This is a genomic window from Pseudomonas sp. TWR1-1-4 (genome assembly GCF_049897165.1).
Lineage (GTDB): Bacteria > Pseudomonadota > Gammaproteobacteria > Pseudomonadales > Pseudomonadaceae > Aquipseudomonas > Aquipseudomonas canadensis.
In genome coordinates this window covers 104,001-118,643 of the sequence record NZ_JAFCVS010000007.1, presented here as the reverse complement: position 1 = coordinate 118,643, position 14,643 = coordinate 104,001, and the positions used below count along the sequence as shown (strand labels likewise).

The window sequence follows — 14,643 nt, the reverse complement described above, 5'->3', positions numbered from 1 at the left end:
GCTAGCTATGGATGACTCAGATTACTTGCGCCTGCTCACCGTAGCAGCCGAACAAGCCAACGCGTTCCTGTCCAATGCCCGCAAATGGGAGCGTGAGCGTTGGGTCTGCCAGCGCCTGCTGCAAGGCTTGAACGTGCCCTACCGAGCCGAAGAGTTTCATGCCGCCGGGCAAGAGCCGCCGGACGTACTGTTTCGCGATGCCAGCTTCGAGGTGTTTTTCGTACTGGATGAGGGCCGCCGCCTGAACGACGAATGGCGCGACGAGTTGCTGCGTCGGCGCAGCGCCTTCTCCCTGAGCCAATTGGTGCGGCGCGAAGCCAAGCCGCGGCGCATTCCGGCCCACGAATTTTTATTGCGCCTGGCACCTACACTGCGCAAGAAGGCGCATAACTATAAAGAACGCGGGATGGACCTGGGGGAGCTGGATATCGTCGCCTTCACCAGCCTCAAGCGCGAAGTACTCGACCTCAACAGTCATTTTCCGCCGCCGACCGAATACCTGCGCCAGGGCTGGCGCTCGTTGTCGCTGGTGGGGCCGACCTTTGCACGGGTTTTGTTCGCTCACCCCGACGCACCGGATTTCTTGCGCAACAACCTGGGCCGCAGCATAGTGTTCGATGTGGGCATCAGCCTCTGATCCCCCGGACTGTAACGTGGCGCCCTTTTGCAACGTCTACCTGACGAGGCCTTTATGACCAGCCGCCTGAACCCCGATGACCAACAGCATGTCGAAGAGTACCTGCAACTCTCCCAAAACCGAATCGAGCGCAAGCCTTTCCGGCCGTGGCTGCTCCTGGGTGTGGTGCTTGTTGTGGTGATCGGCCTGGGCTTGCTGAGCCGACTTTTGAGTTACCTGACGCTATGAGCTGCCTGGCGCTCGCGGGGGTAACTGCTCCGATTTCTTTTAGCCTTGCGAGATATCCCCATGACCCATCGTATTATTATCGTCGGCGGCGGCGCCGGCGGCCTGGAGTTGGCTACCCGCCTGGGTAAGACTCTGGGCAAGCGCGGCACCGCCAGCATCACGCTGGTAGACGCCAACCTGACCCACATCTGGAAGCCCTTGCTGCACGAAGTGGCCGCCGGTTCGCTGAACTCTTCGGAAGACGAACTCAATTATGTCGCCCAAGCCAAATGGAACCACTTCGAGTTCCAACTGGGGCGCATGAGCGGGCTCGACCGTGAACAGAAGAAGATCCAGCTGGCCGCCACCCTCGACGAAGAAGGTCGTGAGCTGGTGCCCGCGCGCGTGCTGGGCTACGACAGCCTGGTGATTGCTGTTGGCAGCACCACCAATGACTTCGGCACCGAAGGCGCGGCGCAACACTGCCTGTTCCTCGACACCCGCAAGCAGGCCGAGCGCTTCCACCAGCAACTGCTCAACCACTACCTGCGCGCCCATGCCGGGCAGACGGATGTGGTGGAAAAGATCAGCGTCGCCATCGTCGGCGCGGGGGCAACCGGGGTCGAGCTGGCCGCCGAACTGCACAACGCCGCCCACGAGCTGGCCGCCTACGGCCTGGACCGCATCAAGCCGGAAAACATGCACATCACCCTGATCGAAGCCGGCCCACGGGTGCTGCCAGCCCTGCCGGAGCGTATCGGCGGGCCTGTGCATAAAACCCTGGAGAAACTTGGGGTGACCGTGCTGACCAATTCGGCGGTCAGCGAAGTGACGGCCGATGCGCTGATCACCAGCAGTGGCCAGGTGATTCCCGCCAGCCTCAAGGTCTGGGCCGCGGGGATTCGCGCACCAGGTTTCCTCAAGGACATCGACGGCCTGGAAACCAACCGCATCAATCAACTGCAAGTACTGCCGACACTGCAAACCACCCGCGACGAAAACATCTTCGCCTTTGGCGACTGCGCCGCCTGCCCGCAACCGGGCACCGACCGCAATGTACCGCCACGGGCCCAGGCCGCTCACCAGCAAGCATCGCTGCTGGCCAAGTCGCTGAAGCTGCGTATCGAGGGCAAGGACCTGCCGAGCTACAAGTACACCGACTATGGCTCGCTGATCTCGCTGTCGCGCTTCTCGGCGGTGGGTAACTTGATGGGCAACCTCACCGGCAGTGTGATGCTCGAAGGCTGGCTGGCGCGGATGTTCTATGTGTCGCTGTACCGCATGCACCAGATGGCGCTGTATGGGGTCTTCCGCACGGCGATGTTGATGCTGGGGAGCAAGATTGGGCGTGGAACCGAGCCGCGCCTGAAACTGCACTAACAACACGGTCCCGGAGGGGACTTGGTCAATGTGGGAGCGGGCTTGCTCGCGAAAGCGGTGTATCAGTCAGTACATCTGGCACTGAACCACCGCTTTCGCGAGCAAGCCCGCTCCCACATTCGTTTTGCGGTGAGTCAGATTTGCGTGCACAAAAAAAATCCCCGTATCTTTCGATACGGGGATTTTTAATATGGTCGGGGTAAGGGGATTCGAACTCCTGACATCCTGCTCCCAAAGCAGGCGCGCTACCGGACTGCGCTATACCCCGGTAAAAAAAAGGCGACCTTTCAGTCGCCTTCTTCGATCAGCGCTTTTGGCCTCTGATCTTAAGATTCGATTCCAGCGTTAACTGGTCTCAAAAATGGTGGGTCGTGTGGGATTCGAACCTACGACCAATTGGTTAAAAGCCAACTGCTCTACCAACTGAGCTAACGACCCAAATATGGTCGGGGTAGGGGGATTCGAACTCCCGACATCCTGCTCCCAAAGCAGGCGCGCTACCGGACTGCGCTATACCCCGATATTGAAATTGGCTCCGTGACCAGGACTCGAACCTGGGACCCAATGATTAACAGTCATTTGCTCTACCGACTGAGCTATCACGGAACTACATATTTCAAAGCACTACGTTGTTGCTTACTACCTTCTCTTCGACTTGTCCGTATCGCTACGTTCATGTCTCTGAGGCGCGCTATTCTACAATCTTAAAAACCCCTGTCAACCCTTTAAATTGCTTTTAAGACAATGATTTGCGCTTGTTTCTGATTTCTTCTTGGGGAGAAGAAACCCGTGGGCTGACGTTGCTGCGGGGCGCACTTTACAAGCCTTTGCCTTACAGTTCAACGCCCTATCGAAAAAAAAAGGCCCCGCAATGCGGGGCCTTCTCTTAATACCCAACAGACGGGGATCAGTGGAAGACAATTTCGTCGTTTTCCACCGTCGCCTCGACGCTGGTGCCCGGCATGAAGCTGCCGGACAGGATCAGCTGGGCCAGCGGGTTCTCGATCCAGCGCTGGATCGCACGTTTCAGAGGCCGTGCGCCATACACCGGGTCGTAACCAACCGCGATCAGCTTGTCTAACGCCTCGCCGCTCAACACCAGGTCCAGCTCGCGCTCTGCCAGGCGCCCACGTAGGCGGCCCAACTGGATCTCAGTGATGCCGGCGATCTGATCCCGTGCCAGAGGCTCGAAGATCACCACTTCGTCGACCCGGTTGATGAACTCCGGACGGAAGTGGCTGGTCAGCGCATCCATCACGGCAGCGCGCTGGCCTTCACGATCACCCACCAACTCCTGGATCTGTGCCGAGCCCAGGTTGGAGGTCATCACGATCACCGTGTTGCGGAAGTCCACGGTACGCCCGTGGCTGTCCGTCAGGCGTCCATCTTCCAGCACTTGCAGCAGGATGTTGAACACATCCGGGTGCGCCTTCTCGACCTCATCCAGCAGGATCACCGAGTAAGGCTTGCGCCGCACGGCTTCGGTCAGGTAACCGCCCTCTTCGTAGCCCACATAGCCTGGTGGTGCACCGATCAAGCGAGCCACCGAGTGTTTCTCCATGAATTCGGACATATCGATCCGCACCATGGCCTCTTCGGTATCAAAGAGGAACTCGGCCAAGGCCTTGCACAGTTCGGTCTTACCCACACCGGTCGGGCCGAGGAACATGAACGAGCCGCTCGGACGATTCGGGTCGGACAAACCGGCCCGCGAACGCCGTACCGCGTTGGACACCGCGACCACGGCCTCTTCCTGGCCAATCACACGTTGGTGCAACAGGCTTTCCATCTTCAGCAGCTTGTCGCGCTCGCCTTCGAGCATTTTCGACACCGGAATGCCGGTCCACTTCGAGACGACTTCGGCGATTTCTTCCTCGGTCACCTTGCTGCGCAGCAACTGGTTTTCAGGCTTGCCGTGCTGGTCGACCATCTGCAGGCTGCGCTCCAGGTCGGGGATCACCCCGTACTGCAACTCGGCCATGCGGTTCAGGTCGCCTTTACGGCGCGCGGCTTCCAGCTCCTGGCGGGACTGCTCGATCTTTTGCTGGATCTGCGCAGAGCCCTGCACTTCGGCTTTTTCCGAGGTCCAGATTTCTTCCAGGTCCGAATACTCACGTTCCAGACGGACGATTTCTTCCTGGAGTTTTTCCAGGCGTTTTTTCGCCGCGTCGTCTTCTTCTTTCTTCAGGGCCTGGGACTCAACTTTCAGTTGAATCAGGCGCCGATCCAGACGGTCGAGCACTTCCGGCTTGGAGTCGATCTCCATGCGGATGCGGCTGGCCGCTTCGTCGATCAAGTCGATGGCCTTGTCAGGCAACTGACGATCAGTGATATAGCGGTGGCTCAATTTCGCCGCCGCAATGATCGCACCGTCAGTGATCGCCACCTTATGGTGGACCTCATAACGCTCTTTCAGGCCACGCAGGATCGCAATGGTGTCCTCTTCGCTCGGCTCTTCCACCAGCACTTTCTGGAAGCGACGCTCAAGGGCCGCGTCCTTTTCAATGTACTGGCGATATTCGTTAAGCGTCGTGGCACCGACGCAATGCAACTCGCCCCGCGCCAAGGCTGGCTTGAGCATGTTGCCCGCATCCATGGAGCCTTCGCCTTTACCGGCGCCGACCATGGTGTGCAGTTCGTCTATAAACAGAATGATCTGCCCTTCCTGCTTCGACAGTTCATTAAGCAGGGATTTCAGGCGTTCTTCGAACTCGCCACGGAACTTGGCGCCGGCAATCAGCGACCCCATGTCCAGGGACAGCAGGCGTTTGCCTTTGAGGCCGTCCGGCACTTCACCATTGATGATGCGCTGGGCCAGGCCCTCGGCAATCGCGGTTTTACCCACGCCAGGCTCACCGATCAGCACCGGGTTGTTCTTGGTGCGACGTTGCAGGACCTGGATGGTGCGACGGATTTCATCGTCACGGCCGATCACCGGGTCAAGCTTGCCTTCTTCAGCGCGCTTGGTCAGGTCGACGGTGTATTTATCAAGGGCTTGGCGCGACTCCTCATGGTTGGGGTCGTTCACCGCGTCGCCGCCACGCAGGTTGTTGATGGCGTTTTCCAGGGCTTTCTTGCTCACGCCCTGGCCCAGCAACAACTTGCCGAGCTTGCTGTTTTCGTCCATGGCAGCGAGCAACACCAGTTCGCTGGAGATGAACTGGTCGCCCTTTTGCTGGGCCAGGCGGTCCGCTTGGTTAAGCAGGCGCGCCAAGTCCTGGGACATATTCACGTCGCCGGTAGGGTTTTGGATTTTCGGCAGTTGGTCGAGCTCCTTGCTCAACTCCTTGCGCAGGCTGTTGACGTCGAAGCCCACCTGCATCAGCAAGGGCTTGATAGAACCACCTTGCTGTTCCAGGAGCGCCTGCATCAAGTGTGCAGGCTCGATGGCTGGGTGGTCGAGGCCCACCGCCAGGGATTGAGAATCAGATAACGCCAACTGCAATTTGCTGGTTAAACGATCTATACGCATTAGTCACCTTCCTTTTGAGCAGGCCGGAGCTATAAAACATCCTGAATGAAGAAACCTGCCAGATACCCTTATAGATGGGGTGGATTCTGGGAGATTCAAGCTACGGACAGTTGACGCAGATCAGATGAGTCTAGCGTTCCAGCCAGATAAGGGAGGCAAACCGACCGGTGCGTGGGCTACGGCGGTAAGAAAAGAAGCGCGGGTCGGTCACGGTGCAGACCCCCCCACCATAAACAGCAGTGACGCCACGTGCGGCCAGGCGCAAACGGGCCAGCTTATAGATGTCGGCCATGAACTTGCCAGGATTACGGCTGGGCACGAAGGCTTCAGCGGTGATCGGCAATTGCTGCATGAAGGCTTCACGCACTTCCGGGCCGACTTCAAAGGCTTGCGGACCAATCGCCGGGCCAAGCCAGACCAGCACTTCACACGGATCGGTATCCAGGCTTTCAAAGGCAGCTTCCAGCACGCCCGCCGCCAGTCCACGCCAACCGGCATGGGCCGCCGCCACATGGGTGCCGGCGCGGTTGCAGAACAACGCAGGCAGGCAATCGGCGGTCATGGAGGTGCAGGCAATGCCAGGGGTGCTGGTCCAACTGCCATCCGCTTCGGCGGTGCGATTTGGGTCGGCTTCGACCACAGTCACACCATGAACCTGACGCAGCCAAGCCGGCTGAATATTGAAGGCATCGCTAAGACGACGGCGATTCTCAAGGACGGCCTCCAGGCTGTCCTCGACGTGATCGCCCAGGTTGAGGCTGTCGAACGGCGTCAGGCTGACGCCGCCCGCACGGGTGGTGACGCAGGCTTTCACCTGAGCCGGCGCAGGCCAGTCAGGAATCAGCCAGTCACTCATCCGATAAACGCCTCGCGATCCTGCTTGAGCAGCGACAGCAGCCAGACCAGATCGTCCGGCAGCGGCGATTCCCAGCTCATCCGTTTACCGCTCGTCGGATGGTCCAGCTCCAGGAAACGTGCGTGCAAGGCCTGGCGCGGGAAGGTTTTCAACGATTCAACCATGGTCTGGCTGGCCGCAGGCGGAATACGGAAGCGACCGCCGTAGGCCGGATCTCCGACCAACGGGAAGTTGATGTGCGCCATGTGCACGCGAATCTGGTGGGTACGGCCGGTTTCCAGCTTGACCCGCACGTGAGTGTGGGAACGGAAACGCTCCAGCACACGATAGTGGCTAACGGCCTGCTTGCCGCCTTCCATCACCGCCATACGCTGGCGCTGCTGGCCGTGGCGACCGATTGGGGCGTTGATCTTGCCACCCGCTACCACCACGCCGATCACGATGCACTCGTAGATCCGGCTGACGCTGCGGCTTTGCAATTGTGTGACCAACTGCGTCTGCGCCTGAATGGTCTTGGCCACCACCATCAAACCGGTGGTGTCCTTGTCCAGACGGTGCACGATGCCGCAGCGCGGGACATTGATGATGTCCGGCACGTGGTGCAGCAGGGCATTGAGCAAGGTGCCATCAGCGTGCCCGGCCGCCGGGTGAACCACCAGGCCTGCGGGTTTGTTGATGACCAGGATGTCGTCGTCTTCATAGACGATATCCAGCTCGATGTCCTGGGCGACCCATTCTCCCTGGGCTTCCTGCTCGGCAGTCAGCTCAAGAATCGCACCGCCATGGACTATGTCTCGCGGGCGGATAACCGCTCCATCCACAGTCAGGCGGCCGTCTTTGATCCAGGCGGAAAGGCGCGAGCGCGAGTGCTCAGCGAATAATTGTGCGGCGACTTGATCGAGGCGTTGGCCGCCCAATTCGGACGGCACCTCTGCGCGAAGTTCAATTTTATCGGACATGCTCAGACTAGGCGTGGCGTAGCCTTTGGTTTCGGCTGCGCGCTTGTGGTTAAATACGGCGTCTTTTGCCCCGAGGCTTTCAACGGGGCGCTCATCATAACAGGACGGCCCCGCCCAAGACAGCGGCCGTCATAGGGACGCAAGCCGCCATGCAAGTGAAACACCTGCTGCTGATCGCCATCCTCGCCATGACTGCTGCTTGCTCGTCAACAAAGGAAGTCGTCGACGAAAACCTGAGCGAAGTCGAGTTGTACCAACTGGCTCAGAAAGACTTGGACAATAATAGCTTCACCAGCGCCACAGCGAAGCTGAAGGCACTGGAGTCGCGTTATCCGTTCGGGCGCTATGCCGACCAGGCCCAGCTCGAGTTGATCTACGCCAACTACAAGAACGCCGAGCCGGAAGCTGCCAAGTCCGCCGCCGAGCGTTTCATCCGCCTGCATCCGCAGCACCCGAACGTCGACTACGCCTACTACATGAAGGGCCTGACCTCGTTCGACCAGGACGTCGGCCTGCTGGCGCGCTTCCTGCCGCTGGACATGACCAAGCGTGACCCGGGTGCTGCCCGCGACTCCTACAACGAGTTCGCCCAGTTGACCAGCCGCTACCCCAATAGCCGCTACGCACCGGATGCCAAGCAGCGCATGATCTACCTGCGCAACCTGCTGGCGTCCTACGAGATCCACGTGGCGCATTACTACCTGACCCGTCAGGCCTACGTAGCCGCCGCCAACCGTGGTCGTTATGTGGTAGAAAACTTCCAGGAAACCCCTTCTGTGGGTGACGGCCTGGCGGTGATGACCGAGGCTTACCAGCGTCTGCACCTGGACGAGCTGGCCAGCACCAGCCTGGAAACCCTGAAGCTCAACTACCCGGATCACCCAAGCCTGAAAGACGGCCAGTTCGTGCCTCAGGTTGCTGAAGCGGACAACCGTTCGTGGCTGAGCAAGTACACCCTGGGCCTGATCGAATCCCGTCCACCGCTGCCGCCGGGCGAAACCCGCGCCAACCAGGACGTGATCAAGCAGTACCAGGACGCCAAGGACGCCATTCCTTCGGAGCTCAAGCCGCATGACGAGAACGGCGACGTGATCGAAGAAGAAGAGCCGCAGGCCCTGGGCAACAACCAGGACCGTTCGTGGTTCAGCTACATGACCTTCGGTGTGTTCGACTGATTGCACCCGGCGTCATCAAGAAGGAGCCTTTCGAGGCTCCTTTTTTGTGGGTGATATTTATTGCGCTGTGCGCCTGGCACGTCCTTGGCTAAACTGGCGCATTCCTTGTCGAGAAACTGCCCATCATGCTTCGTCTATTGTTCTGGATTGCCGTCATTGCCGCCGCAGTATGGTTCTGGCGCAAATTCAAAAGCCCGGCCGCCAAGCAGCAACGTACCAGCGAGCCTGACGCTGCCCTGATGGTGCGCTGCGCCCACTGCGGCGTACACCTGCCACAGGATCGCGCCCTGAGCTCGCGCCAGGAGTGGTATTGCACCCAGGCGCATCTGGAACAAGGACCGAAGTCTATCCAGCGTTGATCCGACCTTTGGGCGCATAAGGCGCGGGGTCGATGATCGGCGTACGCGCCAGCAGCAAGTCGGTAAACAACTGGCAGGATGCCGGCGCAAGCACCAGGCCATTGCGGTAATGGCCGCAGTTGAGCCACAAGCCTTTGAAGCCCGGCACTTGGCCAATATAGGGGATGCCTTCCGGCGAACCAGGGCGCAATCCGGCCCAGTGCCCAACCACCTCGGCGTCCGCCAAGGCGGGAATCAACTCCACCGCTGATGCCTTGAGGCTTTGCAGCGCCGTGTCGGTAGGGGTCTTGTCGAAGCCTTCATGCTCCAGGGTACTGCCGATCAAGATGTGCCCGTCACGCCGCGGGATCGCATAACGCCCCTTGGCCAGGACCATGCTCGACAGGAAGTCCGAGGCGCATTTGTACAGGATCATCTGGCCTTTGACCGGCTCGACCGGCAGCGACAGGCCCAAAGTACCCAGCAGTTCACCACTCCACGCCCCGGCCGCCAGTACAACCTGATCACCGAAGATCGGCCCACCAGCTGTGTTCACACCCACGACATTGCCCGCATCCAGAACAAATCCGGTCACTTCACACTGCTCGTGGAGGGTCACGCCGGGCAACGCGAGCAGTGCCGCCTTGAGGGATTTGACCAGGCGCGGGTTGCGCACATTGGCGACGTCAGCCATGTAGACCGCGCTGGAGTACCCGCCGCCCAGCACCGGAACGGCATCATGGGCAGCCGAGACATCCACTTTGCTCAAGGGGCGGCCTTCTCGCGCAGCCCAGGCCAGGGCTTCGGCTTCGTCGTCCAGGTCTAGCCAGTACAGGCCCGTGGTATGCACCTCCGGGTCGACACCGGTCTGGGCAAACAGGCGCTGTGCCAACTGAGGATAAAAGTCTTGGGACCAATGGGCCAGTGCGGTGACGGCCGGGCTGTAGCGCCAGGGATACAGCGGCGAGACAATACCGCCGCCCGCCCAGGAGGACTCCCGCCCCAACCCCGCGCGCTCCAGCAGCACTACGGCTTGCCCTTGGGTCGCCAGGTTGAACGCTGTCAACAAGCCGATGACCCCGCCACCGACAATCACTACCTGCTGTTGCTCTGCCATCATTTGATCCAGCCGATAAATAGGAACACGCGCACTTGGCGCCCAGTCATCCAGCACCCTCATCATTGCCCCCAGCACAGCTTGCGCGACATTTCAGGTGCCGCGCCCGGATTGGTCCGCGCACCGGTACTGGCCAGGCTGAAGTCGCCGCAAGGATCGCCGGTCATCACCGAGCGGACGCCAGGCGTAGCCACCAGCTGGAAATCCTGAGGGTTCAATGCTGCGGTGATTCTATAGCGATCATTGCCCTCGCTGACGCTTGCATCAATAAAAGTACCGTTCCTTGTATAAAAACGCTCCAGATGCTGAGCCTGATCGGTTAATAACGCGACGATTTCCACGCGATAGACTTTTTTCATATGGCTGGTGTAGCCGGGGTAAGCAATCCCGGCCAGCACCGCAATGATCGCCACGGCGATCAGTAACTCAATCAGGGTAAAGCCCTGGCTGTCCATGCCCATTTCAACGCTCCTTATTGAAGTTGCCGCCAGGCCACCCGCCGGAAACGCGAGCCGCCCTCCTCTTCTACATGCGCATAGACGCTCTCCAGCACCGTGCGCAATTGGCCGCTTAACCCGACAGCCGTCACTCGATACGCGTCGGCCACGGTGCGTGGTGGCAAATGCGCCAGCCCCACCGAGGGTCCCAGGGATTGAATGCCGTATAGACCGCCGTCCAGTGCAGTCCAAGTGATCCCCGAAACAGGGTCCAGCCCCGCCCCAACCACCGAATAGGCGGCGGCCGGCGGTGCGCAGGTGACAACCGACCGGCAAGGCGGCAGCATCGCAAATGATCGCTTTACGACTGACTCCCCACGCCGCAAGCCACTCTCGGCGCTTTGCAGCGACTGATTGCGGTGCCAGAGGCTAGCGGTGACCTTTTGCTGGCTCACCGCCCCTTGCTGGGATGACAGCCCGATCAGCGACAACAGCAACAACAACACCAGGCTGATCAGCAGCACCATGCCCGCCTGCCGCAGACGAATAGGCTCTTTAAGCATCATGGCCGCCCTACCCCAGCCGGTTTCGCAGCGCCGCCACGACGCTGTAGGTTTGATCCTTCACGCGCCCGGCTGGGTCTTGCAGCGTCATCAGGATGCGCACACTGCGTATCAAGGCAAGGTCCGCCGGACTCGCGTCGTAACGCGCTACCTCCGTCGACGAAGGTTTGGCAGCCACGCCAAAGCTGATATCGAAAGCCTGCACGTTATCCACCAGCACGGCCTTGGCAGGCGCCGCAGGCGTACTGACTTTCAATTGGCCGGCTTCGAAGGTGTAGGTGATCTGGCGCAGCGCAAAGCGGATCTGTCCGGGGGCAGGCGCTGGCGCACTGCCAACATACGCCTGGGCGGTCCCCGTGCAGTCGGACAATACGGTCCAGTCAGGCTTGCCACTTTCCAGACCGACATCAGTTGTCACCAGCGACAGCGACTTCACCCCCGCCTCGGCCTTCCAACTGACCGGCTGATCAAAAGCGGATGGGGCATTGTCGATAGACGCCGTGGCCAAACAGCCAAACATGCCCGCCTGGCGAATATCCTGGGTCATCTTGCCCAGTGAGAACCGTGCATCGTCCTGCAGCAACATGGCGGCCTGCTGGCTGGCGTGAGTGGCTCTGGAACTGATCAGCACTTGGGTGACCCCAAGCACCACTACCAAGCCCATGGCCAACGCCAGTAGCAATTCCACCAAGCTGAATCCCCTAACGCTCCACCTCATTGCGCGCCCCTCGACTCATCATCGATGCGGCTGGTCAGGGTGAATGTTTCCCGGGCACCCGGTCTGTTTGCGCCCCGGCTATCGTCCCAACTGATGCTGACCGTCACCTCGCCTGCACTGACCGACACCGAGCCTTTGGCGCTCGCCCCGGCAAAACCGAGGATATTGGCCTCGAAATCATGCAAATCCAGGTCGCGCACGCTGGCTGACGCACTGCTGGCAGGAGCACGCTCGGCCCGCCCCCATGAGTAGTCGACAGCGGAATTGGCACGGATTCGGTCGAGCATGTCGTAGGCAATGAAACTCGCCTGGCTGGTCATCCTGGAACTGTCGGTGTACTTGAGCGCATTGAGCTGGATCACCGCCGCACCCAGCAGGCCAATGGCGAGAATCAACACTGCAACCAGCACCTCGATCAGCGTCATGCCGATTTGGCGCCTAGAAAAATCCTCGGGGAAACCGCTGTTGGGGCAAGCAAGCATTACCGTCGTCATCCGTGTCGAGGTCCGAAAAAAGCAGGAGAAATCTGCTGTACGACCCAAGACTAGCGTCGGTTTTTCGCTCGCGCTGCTCCCGGAACAAAGGGAAATACTTTGGACATGAAGGCCATCATTCGGCGCAACGTACTGGGCGCTATACCTAGTGCTTCACCTGAATCCAAGGACGGACGAGACATGCGCCAACAAGGCTTCACCCTGATCGAACTGCTGCTCGGGCTGATCGTGAGCGGCATCCTGGCCAGCCTGGCCACCCCCAGCTTCAAGGGTTTGCTGGAATCACAGCAGCGACAGGGCGTCGCGCAATCCTTGGCCACAGGCCTGCGCTACGCCCGGACTGAAGCCATCGCCCGTAACCAACCGGTGGTGATTCATGCGCGGAAAGACGACTGGAGCCAGGGCTGGCGGGTCATTGTGGATGTGAGCGGACGCGGCTATCTGGATGACGACAACCCAGTACTGCTGGAGCACCAGGACAATGGCGGCGTGGCGATCGTTGGCAATGGGCCTGTCAAGAATCAGGTGCGCTTCAGCGGACTAGGCGAACCGGTGTTTTCAGGAGGAGGTTTTCGCGCTGGCACCGTGCACGTATGCGCCACAGATCAGGCGCAGAGCCTGTATCAGGTCGTACTGGCGCCCAGCGGGCGCATCAGCCTGCGCAGCGAGCGTGCCGAGCAGGCGTTGTGCCGGAGCTACTCAGGCACACAGGTACTCAGAGCAGCGAGCGAACCCGCAGCTCCTTGGGCATGGAGAAGGTGATGTTCTCTTCACGGCCAGCCAGCTCATCGGCACCAGTGGCGCCCCAGGCATGCAACTGCTGGATAACGCCGCGCACCAGCACTTCCGGGGCCGAAGCGCCCGCCGTGATACCGATACGCTCGACGCCATCGAACCAGCTGCGTTGCATATCTTCGGCGCCATCGATCAGGTACGCCGGCGTTGCCATGCGTTCAGCCAACTCACGCAGGCGGTTGGAGTTTGAGCTGTTAGGGCTGCCGACAACCAAAACCACATCGCATTCATCGGCCAGTTGCTTGACCGCGTCCTGCCGGTTTTGAGTGGCGTAGCAGATGTCGTCCTTGCGTGGGCCGCCAATCGCCGGGAAGCGGCTGCGCAGCGCGTCGATCACGCGGCTGGTGTCATCCATGGACAAGGTAGTCTGGGTCACGAATGCCAGGCGCTCGGGGTTTTGCACCTGCAGGCTGGCGACATCTTTTTCGTCTTCCACCAGGTAAATCGCCCCGCCATTGCTGGCGTCATATTGGCCCATGGTGCCTTCGACTTCCGGGTGGCCGGCATGGCCAATCAGGATGCACTCTCGACCGTCACGGCTGTAGCGCGCCACTTCGATATGCACCTTGGTGACCAGCGGGCAGGTCGCATCGAAGACTTTGAGGCCACGGCCTGCCGCTTCGGTACGCACGGCCTGGGAAACACCGTGGGCGCTGAAGATGACAATGACGTCGTCCGGCACCTGGTCCAACTCTTCGACAAAGATGGCGCCGCGCGCGCGTAGGTCTTCGACCACGAATTTGTTGTGGACGACTTCATGACGCACGTAAATCGGCGGCCCGAAGACTTCCAGGGCGCGGTTGACGATTTCGATCGCCCGGTCCACGCCGGCGCAGAAGCCACGGGGGTTGGCGAGTTTGATTTGCATGCTGTGCCTCGTGTCTTGCAGGGCAAGAAAATGGATCAACTCGGGCCCTTGCGAGCGCCGAGTCCTGTAGGAGCCGGCTTGCCGGCGATAACATCACCGCGGTGTCGACGATACACCGAGGCGTCTGCATCGCCGGCAAGCCGGCTCCTACACAGGCCAGCGCTCGCAGGCGCCGGTTTCATCTGTTAGATCGCTTTAACGTCGATGATTTCAACATCAAAGGTCAAGGTTTTACCGGCCAACGGGTGGTTGAAGTCGATGGTCACTTGCGCGTCATCGAAGGTTTTTACCACACCAGGCAGTTCGGTATTCGCCGCATCGTTGAAGATCACCAACAAGCCTTCCGACAGGTCCATGTCCTGGAACTGCGAACGCGGGATGATCTGCACGTTTTGCGGGTTGGGCTGGCCAAAGGCGTTTTCCGGCAGGATCTGCAGGGTGCGCTTGTCGCCAGCCTTGAAGCCGAACAGGGCCGCTTCGAAACCCGGCAGCAGGTTGCCATCGCCGACCTTGAAGGTGGCCGGGGCTTTGTCGAACGTGCTGTCGACCGTATCGCCATTCTCCAGGCGCAGTGCGAAATGCAAGGTGACTTCCGTGTTCTGGCCGATGCGTTGCTCAGCCAATACC

Annotated in this window: 16 protein-coding genes and 4 tRNA genes; 6 read left to right on the top strand and 14 right to left on the bottom strand. The window is 60.2% G+C overall.

Annotated features, from left to right (window positions below; all coding sequences use genetic code 11):
* The first annotated feature begins 7 nt into the window (after positions 1-7).
* From ACP7C6_RS22580 to ACP7C6_RS22570, 3 genes are read left to right on the top strand one after another with little or no spacing between them, the layout of a single operon-like run.
* Positions 8-637, top strand: coding sequence for a DUF1780 domain-containing protein (locus ACP7C6_RS22580; RefSeq protein ID WP_010213242.1), 630 nt, complete (start codon positions 8-10; stop codon positions 635-637).
* Between the two features lie 54 nt (positions 638-691).
* Entirely contained in the window at positions 692-865 is a 174-nt protein-coding gene (locus tag ACP7C6_RS22575) for a DUF3094 family protein (RefSeq protein WP_426109266.1), read from the top strand.
* Positions 866-925: 60 nt separating this feature from the next.
* Positions 926-2,224, top strand: a complete 1,299-nt coding sequence (locus ACP7C6_RS22570; RefSeq protein WP_028618790.1) for an NAD(P)/FAD-dependent oxidoreductase — start codon at positions 926-928, stop codon at positions 2,222-2,224.
* 191 nt (positions 2,225-2,415) lie between these two features.
* Here ACP7C6_RS22570 and ACP7C6_RS22565 read toward each other — a convergent pair.
* From ACP7C6_RS22565 to rluD, 7 genes are all read right to left on the bottom strand, one after another.
* Positions 2,416-2,492, bottom strand: a tRNA-Pro gene (locus ACP7C6_RS22565).
* 94 nt (positions 2,493-2,586) lie between these two features.
* Positions 2,587-2,662, bottom strand: a tRNA-Lys gene (locus ACP7C6_RS22560).
* A 5-nt stretch (positions 2,663-2,667) separates the two neighbouring features.
* Positions 2,668-2,744, bottom strand: a tRNA-Pro gene (locus ACP7C6_RS22555).
* Positions 2,745-2,754: 10 nt separating this feature from the next.
* Positions 2,755-2,830: transfer RNA gene (locus ACP7C6_RS22550), tRNA-Asn, on the bottom strand.
* 301 nt (positions 2,831-3,131) lie between these two features.
* Positions 3,132-5,696, bottom strand: coding sequence for an ATP-dependent chaperone ClpB (gene clpB / locus ACP7C6_RS22545; protein ID WP_028618789.1), 2,565 nt, complete (start codon positions 5,694-5,696; stop codon positions 3,132-3,134).
* Positions 5,697-5,826: 130 nt separating this feature from the next.
* Positions 5,827-6,552: a peptidoglycan editing factor PgeF gene (gene pgeF, locus ACP7C6_RS22540; RefSeq protein ID WP_353631834.1), complete on the bottom strand. Its 726-nt coding sequence runs from the start codon at positions 6,550-6,552 to the stop codon at positions 5,827-5,829.
* Positions 6,549-7,511: a 23S rRNA pseudouridine(1911/1915/1917) synthase RluD gene (gene rluD, locus ACP7C6_RS22535; protein ID WP_016976299.1), complete on the bottom strand. Its 963-nt coding sequence runs from the start codon at positions 7,509-7,511 to the stop codon at positions 6,549-6,551. Before rluD ends, pgeF begins: the two co-directional genes overlap by 4 nt.
* Positions 7,512-7,660: 149 nt before the next feature.
* Here rluD and ACP7C6_RS22530 point away from each other — a divergent pair, with 149 nt between their 5' ends.
* Both ACP7C6_RS22530 and ACP7C6_RS22525 read left to right on the top strand, forming a co-directional pair.
* Positions 7,661-8,686 (top strand): outer membrane protein assembly factor BamD, encoded by a 1,026-nt coding sequence (locus ACP7C6_RS22530; protein WP_028618787.1) that lies wholly within the window; start codon positions 7,661-7,663, stop codon positions 8,684-8,686.
* A 125-nt stretch (positions 8,687-8,811) separates the two neighbouring features.
* The gene (locus ACP7C6_RS22525; protein ID WP_028618786.1) at positions 8,812-9,045 is read left to right on the top strand and encodes a PP0621 family protein; all 234 of its coding nucleotides are present in this window, start codon (positions 8,812-8,814) and stop codon (positions 9,043-9,045) included.
* Here the strand turns inward: ACP7C6_RS22525 and thiO are convergent.
* The 5 genes from thiO to pilV form a co-directional block, all read right to left on the bottom strand.
* Complete coding sequence (gene thiO, locus ACP7C6_RS22520; RefSeq protein ID WP_426109265.1) at positions 9,032-10,141, bottom strand: glycine oxidase ThiO; 1,110 nt, start codon at positions 10,139-10,141, stop codon at positions 9,032-9,034. The genes ACP7C6_RS22525 and thiO overlap by 14 nt on opposite strands.
* A gap of 62 nt (positions 10,142-10,203) precedes the next feature.
* Positions 10,204-10,602, bottom strand: coding sequence for a type IV pilin protein (locus ACP7C6_RS22515; RefSeq protein ID WP_305383517.1), 399 nt, complete (start codon positions 10,600-10,602; stop codon positions 10,204-10,206).
* Between the two features lie 11 nt (positions 10,603-10,613).
* The gene (locus ACP7C6_RS22510; protein WP_122686021.1) at positions 10,614-11,144 is read right to left on the bottom strand and encodes a pilus assembly PilX family protein; all 531 of its coding nucleotides are present in this window, start codon (positions 11,142-11,144) and stop codon (positions 10,614-10,616) included.
* A 7-nt stretch (positions 11,145-11,151) separates the two neighbouring features.
* Complete coding sequence (locus ACP7C6_RS22505; protein ID WP_028618782.1) at positions 11,152-11,859, bottom strand: PilW family protein; 708 nt, start codon at positions 11,857-11,859, stop codon at positions 11,152-11,154.
* A complete protein-coding gene (pilV, locus tag ACP7C6_RS22500; protein WP_068937519.1) occupies positions 11,856-12,341 on the bottom strand; it encodes a type IV pilus modification protein PilV in 486 nt (161 codons plus the stop codon). The genes ACP7C6_RS22505 and pilV overlap by 4 nt, the downstream gene beginning before the upstream one ends.
* A 192-nt stretch (positions 12,342-12,533) precedes the next feature.
* Between pilV and ACP7C6_RS22495 the strand changes: the two genes are divergently transcribed.
* Positions 12,534-13,115, top strand: a complete 582-nt coding sequence (locus ACP7C6_RS22495) for a GspH/FimT family pseudopilin (RefSeq protein WP_028618780.1) — start codon at positions 12,534-12,536, stop codon at positions 13,113-13,115.
* Here the strand turns inward: ACP7C6_RS22495 and ispH are convergent.
* The gene (gene ispH, locus ACP7C6_RS22490) at positions 13,069-14,016 is read right to left on the bottom strand and encodes a 4-hydroxy-3-methylbut-2-enyl diphosphate reductase (RefSeq protein ID WP_095014650.1); all 948 of its coding nucleotides are present in this window, start codon (positions 14,014-14,016) and stop codon (positions 13,069-13,071) included. The two genes, ACP7C6_RS22495 and ispH, sit on opposite strands and share 47 nt — an antisense overlap.
* Positions 14,017-14,201: 185 nt before the next feature.
* Complete coding sequence (gene fkpB / locus ACP7C6_RS22485) at positions 14,202-14,639, bottom strand: FKBP-type peptidyl-prolyl cis-trans isomerase (protein ID WP_173390393.1); 438 nt, start codon at positions 14,637-14,639, stop codon at positions 14,202-14,204.
* Positions 14,640-14,643 lie beyond the last annotated feature (4 nt).